Raw genomic sequence first — 25,463 nt, forward strand, 5'->3', positions numbered from 1 at the left:
TAGTGGGACACATGGCTACAGTCGATCTCCGTCCCGTTGGTGTGCGTCGTGACCCCGTCCGCCGGCTGACCCAGCTGGTGGGCGGCCTCGCGCTGTACGGCGCGAGCATCGCGATGCTCACCAGGGCCGGACTGGGCCTCAGCCCGTGGAGCGTGCTGGAGGAGGGCCTGACCAAGATCACCGGGTTCACCTACGGCACCAGCGTGGCGGTGACGTCGGTTTTCGTGCTGCTGCTGTGGATTCCGCTGCGGCAGCGTCCCGGGATCGGCACGGTGCTCAACGTGCTGATCATCTCGGTGACCGTCGACCTGGTCCGGGCCGTCCTGCCCGATCAGCACACCCTGGCGTGGCAGGTCGTTCTACTGGTGGGCGGGGTCGCCCTGAACGCGCTGGCGACGGCGGTCTACGTCGGCACGCGGCTTGGCCCTGGCCCGCGGGACGGCCTGATGACCGGCCTTGCCGCGCGGACGGGCTGGTCGGTGCGACTGGTCCGCACCATGATCGAGGTGACCGTGCTCGCCCTGGGCTGGACCCTGGGCGGCACGGTCGGCGTCGGTACCGTCCTCTACGCGCTGGCGATCGGGCCGCTCACCCAGTGGCTGCTGCCGCGGGTCGCCTGGAAGCCGCGGCCGGAGCAGCAGCAGGACGGCGGGCCACACTAGGTCCTCGCCGCGATGAGGGCCCGGCGCAACACCAGGTAGTCCAGCCCAGCCGACGTGAGCACGTCGGCGGCCGGGCCGCCGCGGTGGAGCAGCGCGAGCAGCAGGTGTTCCAGTCCGATGTAGTCGTCCCGCAGGTCCAATGCCTCCCGCAGGGTCTGCTCCAGGCTCTGCTTGGCCTCCCTGGCGAACGGCCTGTGCTGCCGGTCGCCACCGCGGAACCAGCGCCGGCGCGGCCGGGGCAGGTCGATCCCGGCGGTCTCCTCCCGCAGCTCCTGGATGCGGCTGAGGATCTGCTCGACGTCGACGCCCATCTCCTCCAGCGCCCGTGCCTCCTGGTCGCTCACCCCGGCCCGGCCACGTACCCGGCCGATCTCGGCCAGGAGGTCGGCGGGGCGCGTTCCGGCGTCGGCGAGCAGCCGCTCGACGACCGGGCCCGGCCTGCGCAGCAACGCGGTGAGCAGGTGCAGCGCGTCGATCTCCGGCTCGCCGCCCTGGACGGCCTCCCCCTGTGCGTCGACGACGGCCATCCGGGCCTCGCGGGTGAACCGTTCGAACATGTCAACTCCTCCCGTACTTCTTGTGCACGGCCTGCCTGCTGACCCCGAGCTCGGCGGCGATGTCCTGCCACGACCACCCCTGCACGCGGGCGCTGCGTACCTGCACGGCCTCCAGTTGTTCGAGTAGGCGGCGCAGCGCCGCGACGGCACGCAACCCCACCCGGGGATCGCGGTCGCCGGCCCGCGCGGCCAGATCTGTCGCTTCGGTCATGTACGTCAACCTACGTTGACATCATGGTGATGTCAACCTTCGTTGACGAGTTAAGCTGCGCGCGTGCCCCACATCCAGGTCGCCGAGCAGCCAGGGGTCGGCCTCGACGGCAGGCCGCGCCCCACCGAGGACTACGTGGTCGTCCTCGACAACGCCGTGGTGCTGCTGGACGGCGCCACCTCGACCCGGCCGGGACTGCCCAGTGGTGGCTGGTACGCGGACAAGCTGTCCACCGCGCTCGCCCAGCGGTTGCGGGCCGCCCCGGACGCCGACCTCGCGGACGTCCTCGCCGACGCCATCGCCGAGGTCGCCACCGACAACGGACTGCGGGCGCGGTCGGCACCGTCCAGCACCGTCGCGATGCTGCGGTGGTGCGCCGACCGGGTCGACGCGCTGGTGCTCGCGGACAGCCCGATCGTCGTGTTCACCACGGACGGCATGCGGGTGATCTCCGACGACCGCCTGGCCGATCTACGTGCCGGTGGCCAGCTGCAGACCGGCGGGGCGGTACACGACCGGCGTAATACCGCAGGCGGATTCTGGGTGGCCGAGGCCGACCCCGACGCCGCCACGCACGCCGTCCGCGCGAGCTGGCCGGTGGCCGAGGTGCGGGCCGTGCTGATGGCCACCGACGGGGTTTCGGTCGGGGTCGACGAGTACCGCGTCCTTGACTGGGAGACCGCGCTGGACCTCGCCACCCGGCAGGGTCCGGCGGCCGTACTGGATGTGGTGCGGGAGGCCGAGCTGGCCGACCCGGACGGCGACCGGTGGCCGAGGGCGAAGCGGCACGACGACCAGGCCCTCGTCCTACTGCGGTTCGATTAGACCCGCTACCCCTACCAGGTGTCAGGGGGTTTCCCGGATGCCGAATCGTCCGATTTCGCGTCATCCTTGTCGCCATGGGGAAGGTGGATGGGGACAGAGCGAGGGCGGTACCGGCCGCCCGGTTGAGACGTTGGAGCGTCGCCGGCACGGCGGCGTTCGGCTGGGGACTCCTGATGCTGGCCGTGCTGCATCTGCTCGGCCTGCGTAACCCGCTGACCGATCCGATCAGCAGCTACGCCATCACCGAGGTCGGCAGCAGCCTGCTGGCCGCGGCGCTGCTGTCGCTGGCGATCGGGACCATCGCCGTGCTCGGCATGCTGCGGGCGGGCCCGGCTCCGGTCAGCCGCACGACGGCGACGCTGTTCGGCTCGTCCGCGGTCGGGCTGACCATGGCGGCGGCGTTCCCGACCAGCACCGCGGTCGATTCCAGCGCCACCAGCGGGATGATCCACTTCTACGCGAGCCTGGTCGCGTTCCTCAGCGTGCCCGGCATCGGGTTCTCCATGCTGGACCGGCTGCGGGGCACCGCGGCGGGCAGGCAGCTCGCCAATATGCTGCGGTGGAGCCTCGTCTGCCTGGCGCTGTTCGGGCTGAGCTACGCGTTCGCCAACTGGATCGAGGTCGAGCTGCTGACCGACCTGCTGCCGATCGGCCTGGTGCAGCGCGTGGTGCTCGGCATGGACATCGCGCTGCTGATCTTCCTGCTGCAACTGGCCCGCAGGCCGCAAACCACGTGAAGGCCACCTTCACCACGTGAGACGTAATGAAGGTGGCCTTCACGTGCCTCGGTCGATGGGGAACGCGAGCGGTCAGGCCCAGCTGAGCCGTTCCTCGTCGTTCGGGTCGCCGGGGTCGAGGTGGTCCCACAGTGCCTCCCCGGCGACGACGGAGCCCCGCTCGGCCCAGGCGAGCAGGTCCTCGAACCGCCGTTTGTTGACCATCCGCCACGCCAGTGCCTTCTCGCCGGCGGGGTCGCCCAGCAGTTCGTCCTCCCGCCCCTGATCCAGCAACAGGTCGTGCAAACCCGTTGTGGCGCCTGAGAAACCGTCCGCCGCCCGGCGGCGCAGCTCGTCCTCCATGCCGTGCTCGACGAGCACCTTGACGAACGCGTACGGGGCTCCGAAGGTGTCCGGCCAGTCGTAGGCCAGCATTTCCGTCAGGTCACCCCTGCGCACCACCCGCATCGCCAGTTCGTCCTGGGCATCCTTGGTGCCCTCGGCCCGCAACTGCTCCTCGTCGAGCAACTTCAGCCGAGTCCGTTTCGCCGAGCCGTACTTCTCGATCGCGGCCAGCTCACGCAGGCCGTCCACGTCCCGCCGCTCCTTCAGCAACTCTCCCAGGCGATGGTGCCCGTGGCCCTCGCGGGCGAGTTCCCACAGCTCGGCGACCGCCCCCTGGTCGGCAAGCGTCTCGACGAGGGCGTCCCGCGCCTTGCGACCCGTCCGGCGGCGAAGCCCTTCGACATCGCCGCGCTCCCGGTAGAACTTGAGCAGTTCGTCCTCGCAGTGCCACGATCCCGTGTCGGCCAGCGTGACCAACTCCGCCTCGTTGCCGGTCTCCCGGTAGTGCCGGGCCAGCCTCGACTGTGCAGCGCGGCTGTCGGTGAACGACCGCAACTCGTCGATCTCGCCGCGCTCCACCAACAGGTCGGCCAGGTGGCGGAGGTAGTAATGCAACCCCTCGGCGGCACCGGCACGCAGTTCGTCGATGGCGCCACGGCGTGCCAGCAGGGCGGGCAGAGCCTCGTCATCTCGCGGCAGCGCACGGGCCATCTCGATGGCCTCGTCGATCTCCCCTCGCTCCGTCAGCGCCTTCACCAGGAGCTTCCTGACGGACGGATCCCTGCCGCCGAGGTAGGCACGTATCTCCGCCAGCTCGCCCCGGTCGGCCAGCAGCGTCGCCAGCAGGTACGCCGCCCAGCTGTCCCCCGTGGCGGCCAGCTCACGCAGCACGTCGGCCTCGCCGAGGTCGCGTGCCACCCAGGCCAGCTCGCGGGCAGCGCCCTCATACCCCGCCTGCGTCAGCGCACGCAGTTCGCCGAGATCCCTGCGCCGGCAGTAGTGGGCGATGACCATCTCCGCCGCCCGGTAGGCACCGGCCTCCATGAACGCACGCATCGGCTCGATCCGGCCCGCCTTCCGGAGCAGCCACAGGTACCAGTAGGTGCAGGACTTGTCTCCCGCCTCGGCGCGTTCCCGCAGCTCGTCGATGCGCGCACTCGCGATCAGACCCGGCCCACGACCGGTGTTCTCCCGCTTGTCCGGTTCCCACTCCACGAATCGAGCCTAGCCAGCGACCCTGCGCCCCACGTATCGTTCGTTCGAACGAACGAGGAGGCGCCGATGCCCGAAGCCGGACTCGCCGACCTGGCCGCACGGCTGGCCGACGGCACGGTCACGTCCGCCGAGCTGACCGCCGGGACGTTCGCCGACCTCGACGCCACCGAGCCGAAGCTCAACGCCTTCCGCCGGCTGCGCCGGGAGGACGCACTGGCCGAGGCAGCCGAGGCCGACCGTCGCCTCGCTCGCGGTGAGCGGGCGCCCCTGCTCGGCGTGCCGGTGGCGATCAAGGACGACGTCGACATCACCGGCCTGCCGACGGCGTTCGGCTGTCCCGGCGACTTTCCCGTCGCCACAAGCGATTCCGCGGTCGTGCACAACCTGCGGTCCGCGGGCGCGGTGATCATCGGCAAGACCAACACCCCCGAGCTGGGGCAGTGGCCGTTCACCGAGGGCCCGGCGTTCGGCGCGACCCGCAACCCGTGGCAGCTCGATCACACGCCGGGCGGGTCGTCGGGCGGGTCGGCCGCCGCCGTCGCCGCCGGGGTGGTGCCAGCCGCACTCGGCTCCGACGGCGCGGGCTCGATCCGGATCCCGTCGGCGTGGACGAACCTGGTCGGCATCAAACCGCAGACCGGCCGGGTCCCGGTCGCCCCGGCCAGGGAGCTGTTCCACGGCCTGACGGTGATCGGCCCACTCGCCCGCACGGTCGGCGACGCCGCGCTGCTGCTGGACGTGGCGTCCGGTACCGACGGCGTGTTCACCGCGGCGGCCGGGCGGGACCCGGGCAGGCTCCGGATCGGCCTGTCCACGGTGTTGCCGTTCACGGCCACCCGGACCAGCCTCGACCCGGTCGTCGAGAAGGCGACCCGCCGCATCGCCGACGTACTCGCCGGGCTCGGGCACGAGGTCGTCGACATCCGGCCGAACTTCTCACTGGTGGGCGTGAACTTCCTGCCACGGTCGCTGGCCGGCGTCCGGGACTGGTGCCTGCGCGTGCCGGACCGTTCGCTGCTGGACCCGCGCACGCTGGCCAACATGCGCCACGGCAAGCACCTCGCCCCGGCGCTGCGGCTCGTCCGGGCCGCGGAACCGTTGCTGCACCGGCAGTTCCGGTCGATCTTCCGCAAGGTGGACGTCGTGCTGGCGCCGACGACCGCGACCCCGCCGCCGCGGATCGGCCACTTCGACGGGCTGACCAACTGGGAGACCGACCAGGCGATCACCGCGGCCTGCCCGTACGCCTGGCCGTGGAACGTGCTGGGCTGGCCGGGCGTCAACGTCCCGGCCGGGCTCACCGAGGACGGCCTGCCGCTGGGCGCCCAGCTGCTCGGTCCCGCCGAGTCCGAAGCCCGGCTGATCTCGCTGGCCGCGCACCTGGAGTCGGCCGAGCGCTGGCAGGACCGGCGGCCGCCGCGGTGAGCACGCGGGACGACATACTCCGAGCGGCGCTGACCGTGGTCGGCGAACAGGGCGTCGCGGGGCTCACCAACCGGCGGATCGCCGCCGCGGCCGGTGTGTCGCTGGGGTCGCTGACCTACCACTTCGCCAGCCAGACCGAGCTGCTGCGGGAGGCGATGCTGCGGTTCGCCGAGCAGGAGGCCGCCCAGCTGACCGCCCTGGCGGAGGCACACCGCGCCGAAGGCCTCGGCCTGGAGGAGGTGGCGCGGCTGGTGGAGCGGGTGATCGAGCAGCTTCCGTTCGGTACCAACGAGATCGCCGCGCTGGAGCTGTACCTGCACGCGGGCCGGGACGGTGGGCTGCGGGAGTCCGCGCGGCGCTGCTTCGCCGGGTACGACGAGCTGGCCACGACGGTGCTGACCGCGCTCGGCGTCCCCGAGCCGGAGCGGACGGCCACGCAGGTGGTGGCGCTCATCGTCGGCATGCAGCTGCGCCGCCTGGCCACCGGCGAGCCGCAACCGGCCGCGGAGGCGCTGACGCGGCTAGTGTCGTGAGCATGGCCGATGTCGCGGTGGTGAACGGAATCCGGATGTACTACGAGCGGGCGGGCGACGGGCCGCCGGTGGTGCTGCTGCACGGCTGGCCGCAGACGTCGTACTGCTGGCGCAAGATCATCCCGCCACTGGCCGAGCAGCACACCGTGCTGGCGCCGGACCTGCGTGGCTACGGCCGCAGCGACAAACCGCGGGGCGGCTACGACAAGCGCACCATGGCCACCGACGTCGCCGAGCTGGTGACCTCGCTGGGCTTCGACACCGTCGACGTGGTCGGCCACGACCGCGGCGGCCGGGTCGCCCACCGGTGGGCGCTGGACCGGCCGGAGCAGGTACGGCGGCTGGCGGTACTGGACATCATCCCGACCAGGGAGATGTGGCGGCGGCTGGACGCCGGGATCGGCCGGGGGTACTGGCACTGGCTGTTCCACCTGCAGCCGGATCTGCCGGAACTGCTGGCGGGCAAAGACGTCGGCGCCTACCTCGGTTACTTCTTCGAGCGCTGGACCCACCGCCGTGACGGCCTCGAACCGGAGGCGATCGCCGAGTACGTCCGGGCGTTCTCCGCGCCCGGCGCGTTGCGGGCCGGGTTCGACGACTACCGCGCCTCCTTCCCCGACGACGCCGAGCACGACGAGGCCGACGCGGGCAGGCTGCTGCCGATGCCCGTGCTGGCGCTGTGGGGCAGCCACGGCCTGCTCGGGTCGCTGCCGACGGCCGACATCTGGCGGTCCTACGCCGAGGACGTCACCGCGCTCGGCATCCCCGACTGCGGGCACTTCCTCGCCGAGGAACAGCCGGACGCGGTGACCGAGCAGTTGCTCGCCTTCCTGTCGTGACGCGGGGATGGCCCGCCGTTCTGGTCGCGGCCGTCGCGGTCGCGGCAGGCGGGCTGTTCTACGGCGACACGCCGGTGCTGCGGCTGGGCTCGGCCGGGTGCCTGCTGCTGGTGCTCGGCCTGCTCGCGTGGTGGCCACGGCTGGGGGTGCGCGGGCTGCTCGCCGTCTGCGCCGCGACGGCGGCCGTCTCACTGGCCACCTCGGCGTGGACGTGGCTGGCGTTCGGACGCTCGCTGGACACCGACACCGGCTCGCGCATCGTGCTGTGGGCACCGCTGGAGTCGGCGGCGCTGGTGGTACTGATCGTCCTGGCCTGCCGGCTGGCGCCGGCACGCGCGGCGGTCGCCGTCGCGGTCGTTCTGGGCATGACCGAGGCACTGATCGGGATGCGGCTGGTGTCGCCGCTGGGCATCGGGGTCGTCGCCTTCACCGTCGGCGTGTGGTCGCTGCCCGCGATCGGCGGTGCCGCGCTCGGCGCCTACCTGCGGTCGCTGGACGCCCGGCGGACCAGGATGATCGCCGACGCCCGCCGCACCCAGCGTCTGGACCTGGCACGCGACCTGCACGACTTCGTGGCCCACGACGTCAGCGGGATGGTCGTGCAGGCGCAGGCCGGGCAGGTGGTGGCCGGGACCGACCCGGACGAGGCGCGCGATGTGTTCCACCGCATCGAGCAGGCCGGACTCCAGGCGCTCGCGGCGATGGACCGGACCGTGCACATGCTCACCGACGACGCCGGCGCGTCCCGGCACCGGCTGCCCGGGCTGGACGAGCTGGCCGACCTGGTCGCCGGCTTCGGGCCGCCCGCGACGCTGGACCTCGACGCCGTGGACGTGCCGAGGGAGGTCGGCACGACGGCGTACCGGATCGTCGTGGAAGCGCTGACCAACGTCCGGCGGCACGCGCCGAACTCCACCGAGGTCCGCGTGCGGGTCTGCCGCGAGGACGACGACCTGGCGGTGACGGTGTGGAACAACACGCGCGGGCCGGTGGGTGAGCGCAGTAGCGGGCTGGGGATCGTCGGCCTGACCGAGCGGGCGGAGGCACTCGGCGGGACGCTCACCGCCGGGCCTGCGGACACGGGCTGGCGGCTGGCGGCCCGGCTTCCGGTGGCACGATGACCGGCGTGGCCCCGACCCGCGTTCTGATCGCCGACGACCACGCCATGGTGCGCAACGGCTTCCGGCTGGTGCTCGACGCCCAGCCGGACATGAGCGTCGTCGGGGAGGCCGCCGACGGCGCGGCCGCGCTGGAGCAGGCCGCGCTGCTGCGACCGGACGTCGTGCTGGCCGACATCCGGATGCCCAAAGTGGACGGTCTGGAGCTGACCCGCAGGCTGTCCGGGACCACCAGGGTGATCGTGGTGACGACGTTCGACCACGACGAGTACGTGCACACCGCCCTGCGGAACGGGGCGTGCGGATTCCTGCTGAAGCGGTCCGGGCCGACGTTGCTGATCGAGGCCATTCGCGCCGCGATGGCCGGGGACACGCTGATCAGCCCGCAGGTCACCGTCCGGCTGCTGCGCGGCCTGGCCGACCGGGAGCCACCCGCGGAACCCCGCGAGCCGCTGACCGAGCGGGAACGGGAAATCGCCGCGCTGGTCGCCGCCGGACGCACCAACGCGGAGATCGCCGCGGACCTGTTCATCTCGCCCGGCACGGTGAAGACGCACCTCGCGAACGTCAGCGGCAAGCTGGGTGCCCGCAACCGGGTGGAGATCGCGGCGTGGGCCTGGGCGGCCGGGCTGCCTGCCACTCATCCGAAGTGATGACGGCGGTGTCAGTCCGTGCGATGACGTGTGCCGGACCCGGGTGACGCCAGGCTGTTCGCCATGCGAAAGAGACTTCTCCCGGTCACCGCGGCCGTCGCAGGCGTCGTCCTGCTCACGGCGGGCTGCAGTGCGCTCACCGACAAGAAGGACATGATCTGCGGTGCCGCGCAGACGGTCATCGAGGCCGACAAGAGCGTGCGGCAGAGCCTGAGCGGCACGCTCAACGCGGCGATCGACGAGGCCGCGAAGTCGACCGAGGCGAACCTCGGCGAGCTGGTCAAGACGGCCAAGGCGCTGCTGTCGCCGGACGAGACCAAGTTCGCCAAAGCCGCCGCCGAGGTCAAAAAACTTTGCTAGTGCCCTGAGTCAGAAATGCGCTGTGCGCCTCGCCGGCCCAGCTTCCCGCCGGCGGCGTTGCCGGACCGCCCGAGTACGGTCCAGTACGAGGGCGATCCGGCGCCTTGCCGGCGAAAACCTGGATCCGCCGATCCGCGCAGCAACTCCTGACTCACGGCACTAGGACACCCGGAACACGGGGTGGCCCGGAGCGATGCGGCGCAGCTCGTCGTCACCGGACTTCGGGCCCACCCCGTCGAAGAACCGGCCGACCTCGAACTGCCAGCGCTTCAGGTACGCGCGCAGGATGGCCACCTTCTCGTCGTCGGCGACCTCGGTGGCGCCGAACGCCTCGATCCGCCTGCCGACCTGGAGCCGTCCGGTGCCGGCCACGCGCAGGTTGCGTACCCACTGGGTGTGCCCCCTCGCCGACACCAGATACTGCTCGCCGTCGAAGTCGAGCAGGTTCACCGGCGTGCTGCGCCACTCCCCCGTGTTGCGGCCGCGGACCGACAGGATGCGGCTGCCCCACAGGCTCATACCCCGGCGGGTCAGCGCGGCGACGACCCGGGCGAGCAGCAGGTCGCCCTTGCCGGGACGCAGGTAGCGGGTGCTGGTGTCCATGGGGCCTCCTCGATTTGAGAGAGCACTGCTCTCGTTAGAGATCAGTGAACACGCGGCGCTCCGCGAAGTCAAGAGCGCTGCTCTCGAAAAAGAGCGGTGCTCTACACTGCCGTCATGCCGACCGCCAGGGAACGTGCCCGCGCCGAGCTGACCAGGGACATCAAGGAGGAGGCCCGGCGCCAGCTCGCCGAGTCCGGCGGCACCGGGCTGTCGCTGCGCGCGGTGGCCCGCGAACTCGGCATGGTGTCCTCAGCGCTCTACCGCTACTTCCCCAGCCGTGACCATTTGCTCACCGCGCTGATCATCGACGCCTACGATGCCATCGGGGCGGCAGCGGAGCGGGCCGACGACCCCGGCGCGTCACCGCGGTGGCGGTGGCAGCTGATCTGGGCGGCGACCCGAGCCTGGGCACTGGAGCACCCGCACGAGTACGCGTTGATCTACGGCTCGCCGATTCCCGGCTACCAGGCCCCGCAGGACACCGTCGCCCCGGCAGCGCGGGTGGCGATGGCGCTGGCGCGGGTGGTCGCGCAGGAGCCACTCCGGCCCGCGTTCGACGGACCGCCCCTGTCGCCTGCCCTGCGCGAGCAGGCGGAGCGGGTACTCGCGGGCGTCGGCTTCGACGCGGAGCCCGCGACCGTGACCCGGCTGCTCATCTCCTGGACGCAGCTGTTCGGGATGATCAGCTTCGAGCTCTACGGGCAGTACGTGAACAGCGTCGACCCGGCCGACGACTTCTTCGAGTACACGACACTGCAGCTGGCCGACTTCGTCGGTCTGCGCTGAACCCGTCACGGTCGGTGTGGTTGAGCGGAAAACGGCACTTCACCGGTGGTTCGGTGAACGGGCAACCACTTCGGAACGATCTAGGTTCCCGCACACTGTGGACACGGTTGGATAACCGGATCCCCTGTCCGGCAACGAAAGGGCGTGTACGGCCGAAGAGCGCATGACGCTTGCGAGAAAGGGCCGACATGTCCATCAGATCGTTCGGCAGGGCAGTGCTGGGGGCTGCCTGCGCCACCCTGGCAGCCGCGGGGCTGTTCGTGGCACTGCCGGCACCCGAGGCCGCCGCGGCCCCCGCACTGCGGCCGAACTTCGTCCTCAAGGACACGCCCTCCGGTCAGGGCCCGTGGGAGATGACCGACTTCGTGTACCTGCCCGACGACTCCGTGCTCACCACCGGCAAGAACGGCCGGCTGGCGTGGGTGTCGAAGACCGGGCAGCCGAAGACGATCGCCAACATCCCGGTCAACTCCGACGGCGACCTCGGTCTCGTCAGCGTCGAGGTGGCACCCGACTACGCCACCTCCAAGCACATCTACCTGGTCCGCTCGACCCCGCCGGTGAACGGCGCGTTCGTGGCGCGGGTGGAGCGGTGGACGGTCACCGGCGGCAGCGAGCCCACCGGCATCACCGACCCGCGCACGATCTTCGAGATCCCCGGCGAGTACCCCACGCACGCGCTGACCGGCGTCGTCGCGGCCAAGGACGGCACGCTGTGGATCACCAACGGCGACTGGGCGACGCCCGGCTACGCCGACCCGCGCGCGCTCGACGTGCTCGACCCGAACAAGCCCGAGGGCAAGCTGTTCCACGTCACCAACACCGGTGCCGGGGTGCCGAGCAACCCGTTCTACGACGCCGCCAACCCGAACTCGGTCCGCAGCCGCACCTACGCGGGCGGCTTCCGCAGCCCGTTCCGGCTGACCATCGACGAGCGCAGCGGCCTGCCGGTCGTCGGCGACGTCGGCTGGAACGACTGGGAGGAGATCAATCTCGTCCAGCCCGGCCAGCACTACTCCTGGCCCTGCTTCGAGGGCAACAACCCGACGCCGGGGTACTCGACCTGGGGTCAGTGCAACGGCGTGGTCAACAACCGTCCACTATGGACCTACCGGCACGCCGACGGCCCGATCGACGGCACCAGCGTCACCGGCGGCATCATCTACAACGGCACGAACTACCCGGCCGAGTACCGCGGCGCGTACTTCTTCGGCGACTGGGAAGCCCGCAAGATCTGGACGCTGACCTACAGTCCGCAGGGGACGCTGCTGCAGGCGCCGCAGAGTCCGTTCGGCACCGACATCGGCGGCCCGGTCAAGTTCGCCGCCGCACCCAACGGTGACGTCGTGTACGCGGACAACGTCGGCTCCGCGCTGCGGCGCATCGTCTACGCCCCGGGCAACGCCGCGCCGGTCGCAATCGCCACCAGCACGACCGACCCGGCCACCCGCACCGTGACGTTCGACGCGAGCGAGTCCTACGACCCCGAGCGGGAGGACCTGACCTACCGCTGGGACTTCGGTGACGGCACCACCGGCACCGGTGTCACGGCGTCGCACCGCTACGCGGGCAGCACGCCGACGTTCACCGCGAAACTCACCGTCACCGACCGGGAGAACGCCAGTGCCACCACCGAGCTGACGGTGGCTCCGTCCAACCACACGCCGAAGGTCACGCTGGCCGCGGCGGGCCAGGCCGACTACGCCGTCGGAGACCCGGTATCGGTCAGCGCGACGGCGACCGACACCGAGGACGGCGCCCTGCCGATCAGCTGGGAGATGGGCGTCGTGCACTGCCAGCGTGCCGCGGCCTGCCACACCCACAAGGGCTCCCCGGGCAGCGGACCGACCTACCACACGACGTTCACCGACCACCAGGACTCCAGCATGGAGTTCATCGCCAAGGTGACCGACAGCATGGGCGTCACGGCGAGCGCGACCTACGTCGCCAAGCCGAGGGAACACCGGCTCACGCTGAAGAGCAACGTGCCTGCCGCGCTGCAGATCGCCGGTGAGGGCGGCGTCAGCTCGGCGATGGTCGCGGAGAAGGCACCCGTCGACATCTCGGCGCCGCCGACCGCGTCCGACGGCGTGTCGACGTTCGACTCGTGGTCCGACGGCAGCAGGGAGGCCACCCGCAGGATCACCATGCCCGCGGCGGACACCACGCTGACCGCGACCTACGTCACGGCCATCGACAAGCGGTACAACGCCGAACCGGCGCTGCGCCAGCTGCTCGGCACCGCGACCGGGCCGGAGGTCGTCGACGGCGGCGGCAGGCACAAGCCGTACCAGAACGGCAGGTTGTACTGGTCGCCCAACGGCGGCGTGCGTGTGGTGCACGGCGAGATCCTGGCGAGGTACCTCGAACAGGGCGGCGCCGCCCGCTTCGGCCCGCCGGTCACCGACCAGCTGGCCACGCCGGACGGCGTCGGCCGGTACAACCACTTCGCCATGGGCGCGTCGGTCTACTGGTCGCCGTCCACCGGGGCGAACGCGATCGCCGGCCCAATCAGGGCGAAGTGGGCGTCGATGGGCTGGGAACGCTCGTACCTCGCCTACCCCAGCACCAGCGAGCTGTCGACGCCGGACGGCCGGGGGAAGTACAACAACTTCTCCGGCGCCAACGGCGCGATCTACTGGACCGAGACGACCGGTGCGCAGAGCATCAACGGTGAGGTCCGGGCGCTGTGGTCGTCGCTGGGCTCGGAGCGGTCGGTGCTGGGTTACCCGGTCACCAGTGAGCTGTCGGTCTCGGACAATTGGGGCAAGTACTTCAACTTCGAGAACAACGGCTCGATCTACTGGACGCCGTCGACCGGTGCCCGCTGGCTCTGCTGCCAGAACCGGGAGAAGTGGTTCCAGCTCGGCGGGGCGACCGGGCGGCTCGGCTACCCGACCACGAACGAGGCACCGACACCGGACGGCATCGGGCGGTACAGCCACTTCACCAAGGGCGGCTCGGTCTACTGGTTCACCACCACCGGGTCACACGAGGTGTACGGCGAGATCCGCAGGCGCTGGGCGGCGCTGGGCTGGGAGCGCTCGTACCTGGGTTACCCGACCAGTGACGAGTTCAGCATCCCCGGCGGACGGCGCAGCAACTTCCAGAACGGCTACATCACCTGGATGGCCAGCAACGGCGCGGTGACCGACCGCCGCTACTGAGCCTTAGTGTCCTGCGCCGGAAATCCGCCGTGCAATTCGCCGGGCCCAGCTTCCCGCTGACGGCGTTGCCGGTCCGCCCGAGTACGGTCCAGTACGAGGGCGAACCGGCGCCTTGCCAGCGAAAACCTGGACTCGCCGACTTACGCGCCGGACTTCCGGCGCAGGACACGAGCGGGGCCCGCTCTTCCACGTCGGAAGGGCGGGTCCCGCTCGTTGTTAGGATCGCCGGTCGTGCCCATCGAGTCCCTGGCGCCGGCGTGGCGAACCGTTCCGGTCGAACGCCTGGTGCTGGCCGTGGTGCACAACGTCACCGCGGCGACCCGGCTGCTCGACGTACTGCCGCTGTGGACCGACGACACCCGGGTGCAGACCGTGTTCACCTGCGTCGGCTCCAGCGCGTTCACCAGCGGCACCGTGGAGTGGCTGACCGGGCAGGGCATGACCGTGCTCGACTGGGCCGACGCCGTCGGCGCCGAGTTCGACCTGGCCATCGCGGCCAGCCACGGCGGTCCCCTGCACGAACTGCGTGCGCCGTTGATCGTCCTCCCGCACGGAATGGGTTACAACAAGCTGCTGGCCGACCACGTTTTCGGGCTCTCGCCGCCGTGGCTGCTGCACGAGGGTGAGCTGATTCCGTCGGTACTGGTGCTGTCCCATTCCGAGCAGCTGGACCGCCTGCGGGCGGCGTGCCCGGAAGCGACCGGGATCGCGGTGGTCGCGGGCGATCCCACCTACGACCGCATCCTCGCCGGTGCCCCGCTGCGGGCGACCTACCGGGAAGCCCTCGGCGCCGCCCACGACCAGCGGCTGGTGCTGGTGTCGTCGACCTGGGGCGAGCGGTCGCTGTTCGGCCGCGACCCCGGGCTGGTCCTCCGGCTGGCCACCGAGCTGCCACTGGACGAGTACCGCATCGTGGTCGCGCTGCATCCGAACATCTGGTTCGGCCACTCGCCATGGCAGCTCCGCCGCTGGCTGGCGGCGTGCTCGGCGGCCGGCGTCACCGTGCTGCCGCCGGTACGGGGCTGGCAGGCCGCCGTGGCCGCCGCCGACCTGACCATCGGCGACCACAGCTCGGTCAGCTTCTACTCCGCGGCGACCGGAACCCCGGTCCTGCTGGCCAGCGCGCCACACGACACGCTCGACCCAGCCTCACCCATCGCGGCGCTGCTACGTGCCGCTCCCCTGCTCGACCCTGCCGCGCCGCTTCGGCCGCAGCTCGACGCCGCCGCCTACCGGCACGACACCGACCTGGCCACGTCGGTCCCCGGTGAGGCGGCGGCTCTGATCAGAACGTTGGTGTACAAGGAAATCGGCCTCACCGAACCCGAGACACCCGCCGTCACCCTCGCCGCCGCACCACCGGTCGTCGACTCGGCGCTGCCTGCCCACCAGCTCGTCGGCGTCGGTGCCGACGGCACGGTCCGGCGCTTCCCCGCGGAGGCGCTGCGCAGTGGTGGCGTCCCGGAGACCGTGCTGGTGGTGTCGACCGACGAGCCGTCCCGCGAGTGGCTGCAGGCCGCCGACTCGGTTGTCCACAGTGGACCGCTGGCCGACCCGGGTGCCTGGATGGGTGCGACGCTGCGCTCCCTGCCCGGCTGCCGGTACGCCGCCGCGAAGCAAGAGCCGGGCCGCTGGCTGGTCGGCGACCGCGCGGGCCGGATCGTCCGGGTGCACGGCCCGGACGACCTCGGGCACGTCTACGCGGCGTTCCAGCACTTCGGGCCCACGACGCGGTTCACGCTCGGCGGGCGGACCGTGACCTGCTCAGTCGAGGAGACTCCTGGCCTGCTCGGCGAGTAGCTGGTAGCCGCGCTTGACCGCCACGTCCAGCGCCGCCCGCGCGTACTCGCGGTCGCCGGTCAACCGGGCCAGCGCGAGCAGGCACCGCACGGCGTCGGCCGGGTAACCGAGACGCTCGAACTCGTCACGGGCCGCGAGCAGATCCGCCACCGACTCCGCCCGGATCGCCTGCCACATCCGGGCCTTGGTGGCGTTGTGGGCGTCACCGTTGTCCTCGAAGTACCGCCGGGCGTCGGCCAGCAGCTCGGGTTCGGCCACCGAACCGAGGTGCAGCCGGGCCATCGCCGACCGCCGGGGATCGCCGATCTCGTCCGCCAGCTCCAGGTTGTGCCGCAGTGCCGCCCTGGCCTCGTCGATCCGGCCCTGCTCCCGGCGGCTCAGCCCCAGTCCCTCGACAGCGCTGCCCAGCAGCTCGCGGTCGTCACCGGCCACCGCGCGGGCCCGCTCGAACAACTCGACAGCCTTGTCGAACTCGCCCCGGTGCCGGCAGCCGAACCCGCGCTGGGTGAGCAGCAGGCTGCGGATGGCGGGCAGGTCGTTGGCCTCGGCGACCTGTTCGGCGTGATCGTTGATCAGGTCCATGTCGTCGAGCAGCTGGTCCTTGTCGTGCAGCGGGAACAACGCGACGGCCAGCCTGCACAGCTCGGGGTCACCCTGGTCGTGGAGCAGCCCGGCCAGCGCCATGAGGTTGGCGCGCTCGGTGGTCAGCCACTGCCTGGCCTGCTCGGCCGTCAGGTCGGGCCGCACCGTCAGGTTCCACAGGTGCCTGAACCACGGCCGCGGCTGCCACGCCTGTGCTGCCCTGGTGGCGTGGCTGAGGTAGAAGGCCGAGAAGCGGGCGCGGTAGTCGTCGCCGTCCTGCTCGGCCGCGTGCTCGCGGGCCAGCGGGCCGATCACGTAGCGGCCGTCGTCGCGGCGAGCCAGCCGTCGCTTCACGAGGGCGTCGGCGAGTTCCTCGGCCTCGTCCTCGCCGACCTCGAGCGCGGCGGCGAGCGCCCGCACCGGCACCGCGTGCGGTCCCGGGTGCCGTCCCAGCGCGGCGTAACACGGCCGCGCCTCGGGCGGGAGCTGCTCGTAGGCGGCCGTGAGCACGGCCTTCGGGTCCACGTCGTCGTTGGCGAGTCCGCGCAACGCACCGATCCGGGTGATCCGGTCGACCAGCCAGTCCTCCAGTACCGCGGCCGCCGCACACAGCGCGACCGTCGATCCGCCGCACAGGCGGACCAGGTCGTCCAGGCCCTCGGTCCGGCCGCTGAGCCGGGTCAGCAGCTCGCGTGCCGCCTCGTCCGACAGCGGATCCAGCTCGACCACGGTCGCGCCGAGGGCGGCCCCGGACAGGCGGGCCGCCTCGGTCACCAGCACCGCGGACCGGCCCGCGCCCGGCAGGAACGCCCGGACCTGCGCGAGGCTGGTGGCGCCGTCGATGACCACGACGACGTCCTTGCCCGTGCTCCACGACCGGAACAGGCTGGCGCAGGCGTCGGCGCTGTGCGGGATGTCCTCCCGCGGGCAGCCGACCGAGCGCAGCAGCTCACGCAGGCAGGCGAACACCGCGTCGCCGGTGGCGCCGGCCAGCGGCACGTAGAACTGGCCGTCGCCGAACCTGTCGCCGAAGCGACGGACCGCCTGGAAGGCCAGTTCGGTGGCCCCGACCCCGGGCTCGCCGCGCAGCAACACGACCTGATCGCCCCGCCGCAGCGCCTCGTCGATCCGCCGGAGCTGAGGTTCGTTGTTCACGTACTGTGCCGTGCCCGGCGGCACCTGCCGCGGTGTCGGGCCACCCAGTCAGCCATCGCGCCTCCCTCACCGTCCGGCGTCGCGCGACCACTCTAGTGGTGTCGCTGTGAGAAACCGCACGGCCGACTGGCCGCACCGGCCGGGTGGGCTCACCGTTGGGACATGGACTGGACGCCGCGCGACGAAGCCGAGCTGGTCGCCGGCTGGCAGCTCTGGCTGGCGCTGAGCGACCAGGTCTGGCCGACCGCTGACTGGACCGGAACGCCTGCCGAGATCATCCAGCGGGTGCGTGCCCAGCTCGCCCGGTGTGACGAGGTGGAGCGTGGGCTGCTGGCCACCCAGCCGGAACGCCGGTCGACGCTGACGCCGCTGATCCAGTCGCTGTTCATGTCGACCGGCGCCGCGATCGAGCTGTGGGCCGACGACGAGCTACCGCTGGACGCGGACCGGGCCGCGCTGCTGCACGCCGACCTCGCCGGTGTCGCCGAACTGGTCGAGCAGGTACTCGACGCGCTGGCGCGTGGCGGCGGGTGGAGTCAGCTGGACGCGGCCCGGCACCATTAGTCGCGGTAGGGCTGGGTGATCGCTTCCAGGTAATGACCCGACGGGTCACAGAAGTACACCCCGCGCCCGCCGTGGTTGGTGTTGTACCGGCCGCTGACCTCGCCCCTCGGGTCGGCCCAGTGCTCGAGCCCGCGTTCGGTGATCCGCCCGTAGATGGCGTCGAAGTCCTCTTCGGTCACCAGGAAGGCATAGTGCTGCGGGGGAAACTCGATCCCCGGCTCGGCGAACTGGAGCATGACCCCACCGTCGAGACGGACGGTGCTGAAGATGGGGCTGTCCTCGGCAGGAGCCAGCCCGAACATCTCGGTGAAAAAGGTTGATGATTCTTTCTTGTCGCGCGCGGCGACAATGGTGTGATTGAACAGAGTGGTCACAAATGACCTTTCGAAATCCCACGCCTCCATGCCTGACGCTGCCCGCCACCGACACGCGACGCTGGCACTATCTGACCATGGACGACGCCGCCGTGACAAGGTTCCAGCTCGCCATCCCCGAAGAACAACTCGCTGACCTGCGCGAACGACTACGCCGGACGCGATGGCCCGAGGCGGCGACGGTGCCGGACTGGTCGCAGGGCGTGCCGCTGGACTACGTGCGGGAACTGTGCCGGTACTGGGCGGAGGAATACGACTGGCGGGCGACCGAAGCACGGTTGAACGCACTGCCGCAATTCCGTACCACGATCGACGGACTCGGAATTCATTTCCTGCACGTCCGCTCGTCGCGGCCGGACGCACTGCCGCTGGTGCTCACGCACGGCTGGCCGGGCTCGGTGGTCGAGTTCCTGAAGGTGATCGGCCCGCTCACCGAGGGCCCCGACGCCTTCCACGTCGTGTGCCCCTCGCTACCCGGGTACGGCTTCAGCGACAAGCCCGCGACGACCGGCTGGAACGTCGAGCGGATCGCCGGCGCGTGGAAGACCCTGATGGCGCGGCTGGGTTACCAGCGTTACGGCGCGCAGGGCGGCGACTGGGGCACGACCATCACGACGAGCCTCGCCCAGCAGGATCCCGAGCACGTCGCCGGGATCCACCTGACACCACCACTGGCGGCGCCGCTGCCTGGCGAGGAGCTGACCGCCGACGAGCACGCGTCCCTGGAAGCGTTGCGGCGCAGGCAGGAGTGGGAGGACGGTTACAGCGTGCAGCAGTCCACCCGGCCGCAGACCCTCGGCTACGGCCTCGTCGACTCGCCGGCGGGACTGTGCGCGTGGCTGCTGGAGAAGTTCTGGACCTGGAGCGACCACGACGGCGACCTCGAGGCCGTGCTCGCCCGGGACGACCTGCTGGACAACCTGATGTTCTACTGGCTGCCCGGCACCGCGGCGTCGGCCGCGCGGCTGTACTGGGAAAGCATCCGTGACGTGCAACGGCTGTTCACCGAGTCCACAGTGGACACGGTCGAGGTACCGACGGGCTGCTCGATCTTCCCGAAGGAGCTGCCGAGACCGTCCCGCCGCTGGGCCCAACGGCGGTACCCGGACATCCGCCACTGGAACGAGCTGGACCGCGGTGGCCACTTCGGCGCGTTCGAGCAGCCGGAGCTGTTCGTCGGCGAGGTCAGGCAGTTCTTCCGTACAGTGCGGCCATGAACGTGGTGTACGCGCGGGAGCCGCTGCCCGCCCAGCCGGGCCCGAGCGTCTTCCTCGCCGGGCCGACGCCCCGCAGCAGCACCGTGCCGTCGTGGCGTCCGGCGGCGCTGGCCGAGCTGGCCGGTCGCGGGCTGACCGTGTTCAGCCCGGAGTCGCGGCACGACGAGCGTCCGCGGGAGTACCACCACCAGGTCGACTGGGAGGCGGCCGCGCTCGAGGCCGCCGACGTGATCCTGTTCTGGATTCCCCGCGACCTGGCCACGATGCCCGGCTTCACGACCAACGTCGAGTTCGGCCTCTGGGTGCGGTCCGGGAAGGTCGTGCTCGGCTGCCCACCGGACTGCCCGAACCCGGAACGCAACCGCTACCTGATCTGGCTGGCGGGCCGCCACGGCGTTCCGGTCACCACGACGCTGCCCGGCACGGTCGAGGCTGCGCTGGCGTTGCTGTCAGCGCGTCAGGGCCGGGACGCCGGAGCCGGTCAGCTCGGCTGAGCCGACGGGCCGTCCGGACACCGCCAGCAGCAGCGCGAGCGTGGTCCCGCGGACCTCGGGTCCGTCGCCGTGGTCGACCTCGGAGTCGGTCGCCACCAGCCGCAGGCCCTGTGCCCGCTGCTTGCCGCCACCCGCGCCCACGCTGGTGCGGAGCTGGTACCGCAGCGCGGTGACGACCGGCTCGACCGGGTAGTCGCGGCTGATACCGAGCGGCCGCCGGATGTCCTCGCCGTGCACGAACGCCTCGACCAGCCGGGTGGCCTTCGGCGCGGGCGCGCCGGTGGTCCGGCGGCTGGCCGCGCGGAACGCGTCGAGCGTGAGCCGTGGTTCGCTCGCGCGTTCCCGCTCGACGCCTGCCCTGTTGTAGCGGTCGAAGTCGAAGCGGGCGGCGGCGAACCGCAACAGGAAGCTCGCCTTCGTGGTCCTGGCGTCGTCGACCAGATGCGCCAGCAGGTCGTGCACGTCCCAGCCGGGGCACAGCGACGGCGTGCTCCACCGGTCGGCCGGCACCGTCTCCAGGTCGGCGATCAGCGCTTCGCGTTCGGCGTGGACCACGGTCCAGAGTTCGTTCATGCTTCCTCCCTCAACTGAACTGAACCGTACAGGACAGATGCTCCTGTACTCAAGGGTTCAGTTGCCTTAGAATGCTGGAGGTGAGCAAGGAGAACGGCCCCACGGGCAAGCGCGCCGAACGCAGCCGGCAGGCCATCGTGACCGCCGCGGGCGAGGTGTTCGTCCGCGAGGGGTTCGAGGCCAGCATGGACCAGGTCGCCGCGGCGGCGGGCGTGTCCAAGGTGACGGTGTACAACCACTTCCGCACCAAGGAGGACCTGTTCACCGAGGTCGTCGGGCAGGCCATGGGTGAGGCGCACACGACGATGGCCGAGGTCCGCGCCCACCTCGCCGGCACCGCGGACGTGCGCGACGCCCTGCTGCACACCGCCCGCGTCCTGCTGGCGGCGGCGACCGACCCGTCGCGGCTGGCACTGCGCAACCTCGTCACCGGCGAGCTGCGCCGCTTCCCCGAGCTGGGCCGCGCGTACCAGGAGCGCGGCCCGGCGCGTTCGGCGTCGGCGCTGGGTGAGCTGTTCGGCGACCTGTGCGGCCGCGGGCTGCTGGAGATCGCGGACGTCGAGGTGGCCGTCATCCAGTTCTTCAGCCTGACCATCTACCCGCACCTGATCGCGGGGTCCATCGGTGGCGAGTTCCCCCGCGACCTCACCGAACGCCTGGTCACCGAGGGTGTGGACCTGTTCCTGAGCCGCTACAGGCGGAAACGATAACGTTCGTACGGTGAACCGCCCTACCGAGAAGTCCGGCGTCGGGTTACGAGCCGCGCTGACGCGTCGTAAGCCCGTGGACGTCCTGCTCGCCGAGGGTGGCCACGGCGAGGGCGGCACGCTCCGGCGGACGCTCGGCCTGAGCCAGCTCACCATGCTGAGCATCGGTGCGACGCTGGGCAGCGGGATCTTCGTCGTCCTCGGCGAGGCCGTTCCGGTGGCCGGTCCGGCCGTGGTGCTGTCGTTCGTGCTCGCCGGGATCACCGCGTTGTTCTCCGCGCTGTCGTATGCCGAGCTGGCCGGCATGATCCCGCTGTCCGGCTCGTCCTACACCTACGCCTACGCCACGCTCGGCGAGCTGACCGCGTGGATCTGCGGGTGGTGCCTGGTACTGGAGTACGGGGTGTCGGTGGCCTCGGTCGCGGTCGGCTGGGGGCAGTACATCAACGAGCTGCTCGACCTCACGCTGGGCGTGTCCATCCCCGCCGCGCTGAGCAGCCCGCCCGGCGACGGTGGCATCGTCAACCTGCCCGCGATCGTGATTGTGGTGCTGGCCATGTTCCTGCTGCTCGCCGGGGCCAGGGAGAGCGCCCGGGCCAACGCGGTCATGGTCGTCATCAAGGTGGCCACGCTGGTGCTGTTCTGCGTGATCGCGTTCACCGCCGTGCGGGCGGGCAACTTCAGCCCGTTCCTGCCGCTCGGCCTCGCCGGGATGAGCGCGGGCGCGGCGAAGCTGTTCTTCTCCTACATCGGCTTCGACGCCGCGTCGACCGCGGGCGAGGAGGCCCGCGATCCCCAGCGCGACCTGCCGCGCGCCATCCTGCTCTCGCTCGGCATCGTCACGCTGCTCTACTGCCTGGTCGCGCTGGCCGCCGTCGGCGCGCTGAACTGGACCGCCTTCGAGGGCGCCGAGGCGGCGCTGTCCTACGTCGTGACCACCGTGCTGGGCAACGAACTGTGGGCCATCCTGCTCGCGGTGGGCGCGCTGGTGGCCATCTCCAGCGTCGTGCTGACCGTCCTCTACGGACAGACCCGCATCCTGTTCGCGATGTCCCGCGACGGCCTCGTGCCGAAGGCGCTGTCGAAGGTCCACGCGAAGACCGGCAGCCCGCGGATCAACACCCTGGTGGTGTCCGGCTTCGTCGCGGTGCTCGCCGCGTTCGTGCCGCTCGGCAACCTGGCCGATGCGACCAGCATCGGGACCCTGTTCGCGTTCGGCCTGGTCAACGTCGCCGTGCTGGTGCTGCGCCGCAGGCGTCCGGACATGCCCCGGACGTTCCGGGTACCGCTCGCGCCGGTCACGCCGCTGCTGGGCGTGCTGTGCTGCGGGTACATGATGTTCAGCCTGGACGTCGCCACCTGGCTCACCTTCGCCGGCTGGATGGCGTTCGGCCTGGTGCTGTACTTCGCCTACGGCATCCGGCGGTCGAAGCTCAGGTGAGGTGGTCGAACTCGCCGCTCACCCAGCGGATGTGGGTCTCGGCGCTGCGGTGCACGACGGCCCGGGCGTCGCTGTCGATGGTGTCGCCGCCGAGCGTGTACAACCGGTCGTAGGGGAAGTCGTCGAGCCGGTCGACGATCCGGCGGACCACCGCGGCGGACATCGGGATGTGCTTGGGGAAGTTGCGCTGGAACGACACCCAGTTCGGCGCGAGCCCGCCGCTGATGGTGTCCCCGGCCAGGATGCTGCCGTCCGGGGTGCGGGCCACGGCGCTGCCCGGCATGTGCCCACCGAGCCGCACGAGGTCGACGCCCGGCAGCGGCTGGATGTGCTCGTCCCAGTAGTCGAAGGCCGGATCGGCCGCTGGCAGCCATTCGCGGTTGCGTTCGTTGACCAGCACCGGGATTCCGCCCAGCGCCCGGCTCCAGCTGAGCTGGGCGCCGAACATGTGCGGATGGCTGGTGGCGATCACGGCGACCTCGCCAAGGCCGCGGACGACGTCGAGTACCTCGTCGTCCAGCCAGGACGGCGGGTCCCACAGCAGGTTGCCCGCCGGGGTGACCGCGATGAACGACCAGTGCCCGATGGCGAAGTGCGGCTCCCGTTTCACGCTGTGCAGGCCGCGGCCGTGGTCGCGGTGCAGGGTCTTGTGCGGCTCGGCGGTCAGCTCCTCGTGGGTCCACCACCGCCCCGTGTGCGCGCCGAGGTCCCCGGCTTCCTCGATGCCGACCTCGCCCCGGTCCAGTACGCAGCGGGCCGGCTCCGCGGTGCCGGGATGTTCGATGCCGCACCTGTCGCAAATCCACATGATCGACAGCGTGCAACCTCCAGCGCGCTGGAGGTCAAGCCTCCCAGGCTCCGGTGGCCGGGTTCCACCGGCCGGCGGCGGTGCCGTCCAGTAGCGGATCGACGAACGGCACCACGAGCCGCAGGGCGTCATCCAGAGTGCGGGCGGAGAGGCCCGCGGCTCGCCGGGCCTCTGCTTCGTATCCGGGTTTCCACAAGGCCCGGTCGGGCACATCGAACCGCGCCGGTAAGGAAAGCCCACGGCGAACGGCTTCCGATCGGAGCGCCTCCCGCTGCGCCCGTCCGTCCACACTGGCCTGACCGACAACCGCGACGAGGTCGACCAGGTCCTTGAAGCGTGCTGACGGACGCCGTTGCTCGCCGTACAGCTCGAAGATGGCGGCGAGCTTGTCCGCGATGTGGTCGACCAACGGGTAGACGCGGTAGGCGGGCTGCTCAAGCCCGGGAATCATGACCGGAACCAGCGACGTCACGTCATCCGGAACCCCGGTCATCCGAATACCCTCGCAGACAACGTCGACGTGGAATCTCGTCCACGGCGTCGCGCCGAGGACGGCCACCACCGGTACCCGGACGCCTTGGGCCACGTCGGCCACCCGGATGGCCTGTCCGGTCTCGAAGCGGAACCAGTCACCGAGGTCCTGCTCGGCAGCAGCCCGTAGATCACGCTCAGCCTGATCCCGGTTGACCGCCCTGTACACGTCGATGTCGATCGTGTGGCGGACCGCGATCTCACGAGCCAGCAGCGCGGTGGCGCCCTTGATGATCCACCGGTCGTCGACCGCATACAGTCGCGCGACCAACCGGTCGTAGGCGAACTGCCGTTGCAGATCGGGCAACGTCCAGGTCCCGTGCGGCCGGGCCATCCGACGCAGTCGATCCGTGAGGGCTCGGCGGAACGCGGCGGGTGAACCGTAGGGCAGGGTCATCGGGTCGCGTCTGTTCCTTCCACGATGCCGCCCTGCCCCGTTGCCTCGGCGAGCCACTGCTTTGTCTCCGGCGCGTCGGCCAGTTCGAGAAGCCAGCGCAGCAGGGCCGAACCGTCGTTGCCGGGCAGGCGAAATCGAGCAGCGAGTGGAGCGAGGGAAGCGGCGACGTCGCCGGGGTGATCGTGGCCGGCGCGCAAGGCGTCAGCCAGGAGATACCCGACGGCTCCCGGATCCTCTCGTTCGGCGAGCAGGTCCGCGGCGATCCGGGCCGGCCGGGTGACGGGCAATCCTTGCAACGTAGTCCACTCCCGAGGCTCGAGCCAGCCCCGATGCAGTCGCACGTCCGTACGCCGGGTCTGCCGCCGGACCGGCAGGGTGAACTCATGGAAGTCGGCAGCCAGGTGCCCAAGGTTGTAGATGGCGGCCGCGGACCGGTGGGACACCACACCGGTGTCGGCCGCGCGACTCCAGGACGGCACGTCCGGGGCAAGCTGCAGCCAGGCCGCCCGCAGGTCGACGTGCTCGACAGCGGGTGCCCCCCTGAGGCGGTACACCCCGTGGGCAACGCGTTCCACAGGGCCGCCCTCGGCAGCCAGCCGAGCCAGAGTGCTCCACGCCATCCCGGTCGCTTCAGCCTGCCGTCGCGTGAAGAGGCCCCACTGGTCCTCAGCGAGATCAGAGAGCAAACCCAGCGTTTGAGCCCGCGGCATGCTGCATAGTATAGCGGTATCGCTACATTTTGCAGCACCGCAGCCGCTGCGCTGTCAATAAAGAAGCCCCTGACCATTGGTCAGGGGCTATCTGG

Annotated in this window: 27 protein-coding genes; 17 read left to right on the forward strand and 10 right to left on the reverse strand. The window is 71.1% G+C overall.

Annotation, left to right across the window (positions count from 1 at the left end; translation table 11 throughout):
* The first annotated feature begins 11 nt into the window (after positions 1–11).
* Complete coding sequence (gene yczE / locus EWH70_RS10230; protein ID WP_130475050.1) at positions 12–662, forward strand: membrane protein YczE; 651 nt, start codon at positions 12–14, stop codon at positions 660–662.
* On the opposite strand, the gene EWH70_RS10235 is transcribed toward yczE, so the two are convergent.
* On the reverse strand, positions 659–1,219 hold the full coding sequence (locus EWH70_RS10235) for a Clp protease N-terminal domain-containing protein (protein WP_130475051.1): 561 nt from the start codon (positions 1,217–1,219) through the stop codon (positions 659–661). The two genes, yczE and EWH70_RS10235, sit on opposite strands and share 4 nt — an antisense overlap.
* A gap of 1 nt (position 1,220) precedes the next feature.
* Positions 1,221–1,430 (reverse strand): RNA polymerase sigma factor sigma-70 region 4 domain-containing protein, encoded by a 210-nt coding sequence (locus tag EWH70_RS10240; RefSeq protein ID WP_130475052.1) that lies wholly within the window; start codon positions 1,428–1,430, stop codon positions 1,221–1,223.
* Between the two features lie 63 nt (positions 1,431–1,493).
* Between EWH70_RS10240 and EWH70_RS10245 the strand changes: the two genes are divergently transcribed.
* Entirely contained in the window at positions 1,494–2,255 is a 762-nt protein-coding gene (locus EWH70_RS10245) for a PP2C family serine/threonine-protein phosphatase (RefSeq protein ID WP_130475053.1), read from the forward strand.
* A gap of 74 nt (positions 2,256–2,329) precedes the next feature.
* A complete protein-coding gene (locus EWH70_RS10250) occupies positions 2,330–2,992 on the forward strand; it encodes a DUF998 domain-containing protein (protein WP_130475054.1) in 663 nt (220 codons plus the stop codon).
* A 72-nt stretch (positions 2,993–3,064) separates the two neighbouring features.
* Here EWH70_RS10250 and EWH70_RS10255 read toward each other — a convergent pair whose 3' ends face one another.
* Positions 3,065–4,531 carry a hypothetical protein gene (locus tag EWH70_RS10255; protein WP_130475055.1) on the reverse strand — a complete coding sequence of 489 codons (1,467 nt, stop codon included), beginning with the start codon at positions 4,529–4,531 and terminating at the stop codon, positions 3,065–3,067.
* Positions 4,532–4,597: 66 nt separating this feature from the next.
* Between EWH70_RS10255 and EWH70_RS10260 the strand changes: the two genes are divergently transcribed.
* The 6 genes from EWH70_RS10260 to EWH70_RS10285 all read left to right on the forward strand — a co-directional run bounded on the left by EWH70_RS10260 (position 4,598) and on the right by EWH70_RS10285 (position 9,459).
* A complete protein-coding gene (locus EWH70_RS10260) occupies positions 4,598–5,956 on the forward strand; it encodes an amidase (protein WP_130475056.1) in 1,359 nt (452 codons plus the stop codon).
* Positions 5,953–6,489 carry a TetR/AcrR family transcriptional regulator gene (locus EWH70_RS10265; RefSeq protein ID WP_240686902.1) on the forward strand — a complete coding sequence of 179 codons (537 nt, stop codon included), beginning with the start codon at positions 5,953–5,955 and terminating at the stop codon, positions 6,487–6,489. Before EWH70_RS10260 ends, EWH70_RS10265 begins: the two co-directional genes overlap by 4 nt.
* A gap of 2 nt (positions 6,490–6,491) precedes the next feature.
* A complete protein-coding gene (locus tag EWH70_RS10270; protein WP_130475057.1) occupies positions 6,492–7,328 on the forward strand; it encodes an alpha/beta fold hydrolase in 837 nt (278 codons plus the stop codon).
* A complete protein-coding gene (locus EWH70_RS10275; protein WP_130475058.1) occupies positions 7,325–8,449 on the forward strand; it encodes a sensor histidine kinase in 1,125 nt (374 codons plus the stop codon). The genes EWH70_RS10270 and EWH70_RS10275 overlap by 4 nt, the downstream gene beginning before the upstream one ends.
* On the forward strand, positions 8,446–9,099 hold the full coding sequence (locus EWH70_RS10280) for a response regulator (RefSeq protein WP_130475059.1): 654 nt from the start codon (positions 8,446–8,448) through the stop codon (positions 9,097–9,099). Before EWH70_RS10275 ends, EWH70_RS10280 begins: the two co-directional genes overlap by 4 nt.
* 63 nt (positions 9,100–9,162) lie before the next feature.
* Positions 9,163–9,459: a hypothetical protein gene (locus EWH70_RS10285; protein ID WP_130475060.1), complete on the forward strand. Its 297-nt coding sequence runs from the start codon at positions 9,163–9,165 to the stop codon at positions 9,457–9,459.
* A 159-nt stretch (positions 9,460–9,618) separates the two neighbouring features.
* Here EWH70_RS10285 and EWH70_RS10290 read toward each other — a convergent pair whose 3' ends face one another.
* Positions 9,619–10,062, reverse strand: coding sequence for a nitroreductase family deazaflavin-dependent oxidoreductase (locus EWH70_RS10290; protein ID WP_130475061.1), 444 nt, complete (start codon positions 10,060–10,062; stop codon positions 9,619–9,621).
* A 114-nt stretch (positions 10,063–10,176) separates the two neighbouring features.
* On the opposite strand from EWH70_RS10290, the gene EWH70_RS10295 reads away from it, so the two are divergent.
* From EWH70_RS10295 to EWH70_RS10305, 3 genes are all read left to right on the forward strand, one after another.
* Positions 10,177–10,848, forward strand: coding sequence for a TetR/AcrR family transcriptional regulator (locus EWH70_RS10295; RefSeq protein ID WP_130475062.1), 672 nt, complete (start codon positions 10,177–10,179; stop codon positions 10,846–10,848).
* A gap of 188 nt (positions 10,849–11,036) precedes the next feature.
* Positions 11,037–14,015 (forward strand): PQQ-dependent sugar dehydrogenase, encoded by a 2,979-nt coding sequence (locus EWH70_RS10300; protein ID WP_130475063.1) that lies wholly within the window; start codon positions 11,037–11,039, stop codon positions 14,013–14,015.
* Between the two features lie 231 nt (positions 14,016–14,246).
* Positions 14,247–15,815, forward strand: a complete 1,569-nt coding sequence (locus EWH70_RS10305) for a hypothetical protein (protein ID WP_130475064.1) — start codon at positions 14,247–14,249, stop codon at positions 15,813–15,815.
* On the opposite strand, the gene EWH70_RS10310 is transcribed toward EWH70_RS10305, so the two are convergent.
* Positions 15,780–17,552, reverse strand: a complete 1,773-nt coding sequence (locus tag EWH70_RS10310) for a tetratricopeptide repeat protein (RefSeq protein ID WP_130475065.1) — start codon at positions 17,550–17,552, stop codon at positions 15,780–15,782. The genes EWH70_RS10305 and EWH70_RS10310 overlap by 36 nt on opposite strands.
* Positions 17,553–17,714: 162 nt before the next feature.
* Between EWH70_RS10310 and EWH70_RS10315 the strand changes: the two genes are divergently transcribed.
* The gene (locus EWH70_RS10315) at positions 17,715–18,116 is read left to right on the forward strand and encodes a hypothetical protein (RefSeq protein WP_130475066.1); all 402 of its coding nucleotides are present in this window, start codon (positions 17,715–17,717) and stop codon (positions 18,114–18,116) included.
* Here EWH70_RS10315 and EWH70_RS10320 read toward each other — a convergent pair.
* Positions 18,113–18,490, reverse strand: coding sequence for a VOC family protein (locus EWH70_RS10320; RefSeq protein ID WP_130475067.1), 378 nt, complete (start codon positions 18,488–18,490; stop codon positions 18,113–18,115). The two genes, EWH70_RS10315 and EWH70_RS10320, sit on opposite strands and share 4 nt — an antisense overlap.
* Before the next feature lie 77 nt (positions 18,491–18,567).
* Here EWH70_RS10320 and EWH70_RS10325 point away from each other — a divergent pair, with 77 nt between their 5' ends.
* A complete protein-coding gene (locus tag EWH70_RS10325) occupies positions 18,568–19,707 on the forward strand; it encodes an epoxide hydrolase family protein (protein WP_130475068.1) in 1,140 nt (379 codons plus the stop codon).
* A complete protein-coding gene (locus tag EWH70_RS10330; RefSeq protein WP_130475069.1) occupies positions 19,704–20,201 on the forward strand; it encodes a nucleoside 2-deoxyribosyltransferase domain-containing protein in 498 nt (165 codons plus the stop codon). The genes EWH70_RS10325 and EWH70_RS10330 overlap by 4 nt, the downstream gene beginning before the upstream one ends.
* On the opposite strand, the gene EWH70_RS10335 is transcribed toward EWH70_RS10330, so the two are convergent.
* On the reverse strand, positions 20,157–20,774 hold the full coding sequence (locus EWH70_RS10335) for a maleylpyruvate isomerase family mycothiol-dependent enzyme (protein ID WP_130475070.1): 618 nt from the start codon (positions 20,772–20,774) through the stop codon (positions 20,157–20,159). The genes EWH70_RS10330 and EWH70_RS10335 overlap by 45 nt on opposite strands.
* 80 nt (positions 20,775–20,854) lie before the next feature.
* On the opposite strand from EWH70_RS10335, the gene EWH70_RS10340 reads away from it, so the two are divergent.
* Positions 20,855–21,484, forward strand: a complete 630-nt coding sequence (locus EWH70_RS10340; RefSeq protein ID WP_205669077.1) for a TetR/AcrR family transcriptional regulator — start codon at positions 20,855–20,857, stop codon at positions 21,482–21,484.
* 10 nt (positions 21,485–21,494) lie between these two features.
* Positions 21,495–22,922 (forward strand): amino acid permease, encoded by a 1,428-nt coding sequence (locus EWH70_RS10345; protein ID WP_130475072.1) that lies wholly within the window; start codon positions 21,495–21,497, stop codon positions 22,920–22,922.
* Here EWH70_RS10345 and EWH70_RS10350 read toward each other — a convergent pair.
* Genes EWH70_RS10350 through EWH70_RS10360 form a run of 3 tightly spaced genes read right to left on the reverse strand, consistent with a single transcriptional unit; the run spans position 22,915 to position 25,368 of the window.
* A complete protein-coding gene (locus EWH70_RS10350) occupies positions 22,915–23,730 on the reverse strand; it encodes an MBL fold metallo-hydrolase (protein ID WP_240686903.1) in 816 nt (271 codons plus the stop codon). The genes EWH70_RS10345 and EWH70_RS10350 overlap by 8 nt on opposite strands.
* 34 nt (positions 23,731–23,764) lie before the next feature.
* Positions 23,765–24,658: a nucleotidyl transferase AbiEii/AbiGii toxin family protein gene (locus EWH70_RS10355; RefSeq protein WP_130475073.1), complete on the reverse strand. Its 894-nt coding sequence runs from the start codon at positions 24,656–24,658 to the stop codon at positions 23,765–23,767.
* A complete protein-coding gene (locus EWH70_RS10360) occupies positions 24,655–25,368 on the reverse strand; it encodes a type IV toxin-antitoxin system AbiEi family antitoxin domain-containing protein (protein ID WP_130475074.1) in 714 nt (237 codons plus the stop codon). The genes EWH70_RS10355 and EWH70_RS10360 overlap by 4 nt, the downstream gene beginning before the upstream one ends.
* Positions 25,369–25,463 lie beyond the last annotated feature (95 nt).

The sequence above is a fragment of the Amycolatopsis suaedae genome (genome assembly GCF_004214935.1).
Classification (GTDB): Bacteria; Actinomycetota; Actinomycetes; order Mycobacteriales; family Pseudonocardiaceae; genus Amycolatopsis; species Amycolatopsis suaedae.

What these genes read in the sequence shown, in the direction of transcription:
- EWH70_RS10240 (WP_130475052.1), bottom strand. Translation starts at nt 1,430, where the DNA reads ATGACCGAAGCGACAGATCTGGCCGCGCGGGCCGGCGACCGCGATCCC.
- EWH70_RS10325 (WP_130475068.1), top strand. Translation starts at nt 18,568, where the DNA reads ATGGACGACGCCGCCGTGACAAGGTTCCAGCTCGCCATCCCCGAAGAA.
- EWH70_RS10360 (WP_130475074.1), bottom strand. Translation starts at nt 25,368, where the DNA reads ATGCCGCGGGCTCAAACGCTGGGTTTGCTCTCTGATCTCGCTGAGGAC.
- EWH70_RS10260 (WP_130475056.1), top strand. Translation starts at nt 4,598, where the DNA reads ATGCCCGAAGCCGGACTCGCCGACCTGGCCGCACGGCTGGCCGACGGC.
- EWH70_RS10330 (WP_130475069.1), top strand. Translation starts at nt 19,704, where the DNA reads ATGAACGTGGTGTACGCGCGGGAGCCGCTGCCCGCCCAGCCGGGCCCG.
- EWH70_RS10290 (WP_130475061.1), bottom strand. Translation starts at nt 10,062, where the DNA reads ATGGACACCAGCACCCGCTACCTGCGTCCCGGCAAGGGCGACCTGCTG.
- EWH70_RS10300 (WP_130475063.1), top strand. Translation starts at nt 11,037, where the DNA reads ATGTCCATCAGATCGTTCGGCAGGGCAGTGCTGGGGGCTGCCTGCGCC.
- EWH70_RS10350 (WP_240686903.1), bottom strand. Translation starts at nt 23,730, where the DNA reads ATGTGGATTTGCGACAGGTGCGGCATCGAACATCCCGGCACCGCGGAG.
- yczE (WP_130475050.1), top strand. Translation starts at nt 12, where the DNA reads ATGGCTACAGTCGATCTCCGTCCCGTTGGTGTGCGTCGTGACCCCGTC.
- EWH70_RS10335 (WP_130475070.1), bottom strand. Translation starts at nt 20,774, where the DNA reads ATGAACGAACTCTGGACCGTGGTCCACGCCGAACGCGAAGCGCTGATC.
- EWH70_RS10295 (WP_130475062.1), top strand. Translation starts at nt 10,177, where the DNA reads ATGCCGACCGCCAGGGAACGTGCCCGCGCCGAGCTGACCAGGGACATC.
- EWH70_RS10355 (WP_130475073.1), bottom strand. Translation starts at nt 24,658, where the DNA reads ATGACCCTGCCCTACGGTTCACCCGCCGCGTTCCGCCGAGCCCTCACG.
- EWH70_RS10270 (WP_130475057.1), top strand. Translation starts at nt 6,492, where the DNA reads ATGGCCGATGTCGCGGTGGTGAACGGAATCCGGATGTACTACGAGCGG.
- EWH70_RS10280 (WP_130475059.1), top strand. Translation starts at nt 8,446, where the DNA reads ATGACCGGCGTGGCCCCGACCCGCGTTCTGATCGCCGACGACCACGCC.
- EWH70_RS10250 (WP_130475054.1), top strand. Translation starts at nt 2,330, where the DNA reads ATGGGGAAGGTGGATGGGGACAGAGCGAGGGCGGTACCGGCCGCCCGG.
- EWH70_RS10285 (WP_130475060.1), top strand. Translation starts at nt 9,163, where the DNA reads ATGCGAAAGAGACTTCTCCCGGTCACCGCGGCCGTCGCAGGCGTCGTC.
- EWH70_RS10315 (WP_130475066.1), top strand. Translation starts at nt 17,715, where the DNA reads ATGGACTGGACGCCGCGCGACGAAGCCGAGCTGGTCGCCGGCTGGCAG.
- EWH70_RS10235 (WP_130475051.1), bottom strand. Translation starts at nt 1,219, where the DNA reads ATGTTCGAACGGTTCACCCGCGAGGCCCGGATGGCCGTCGTCGACGCA.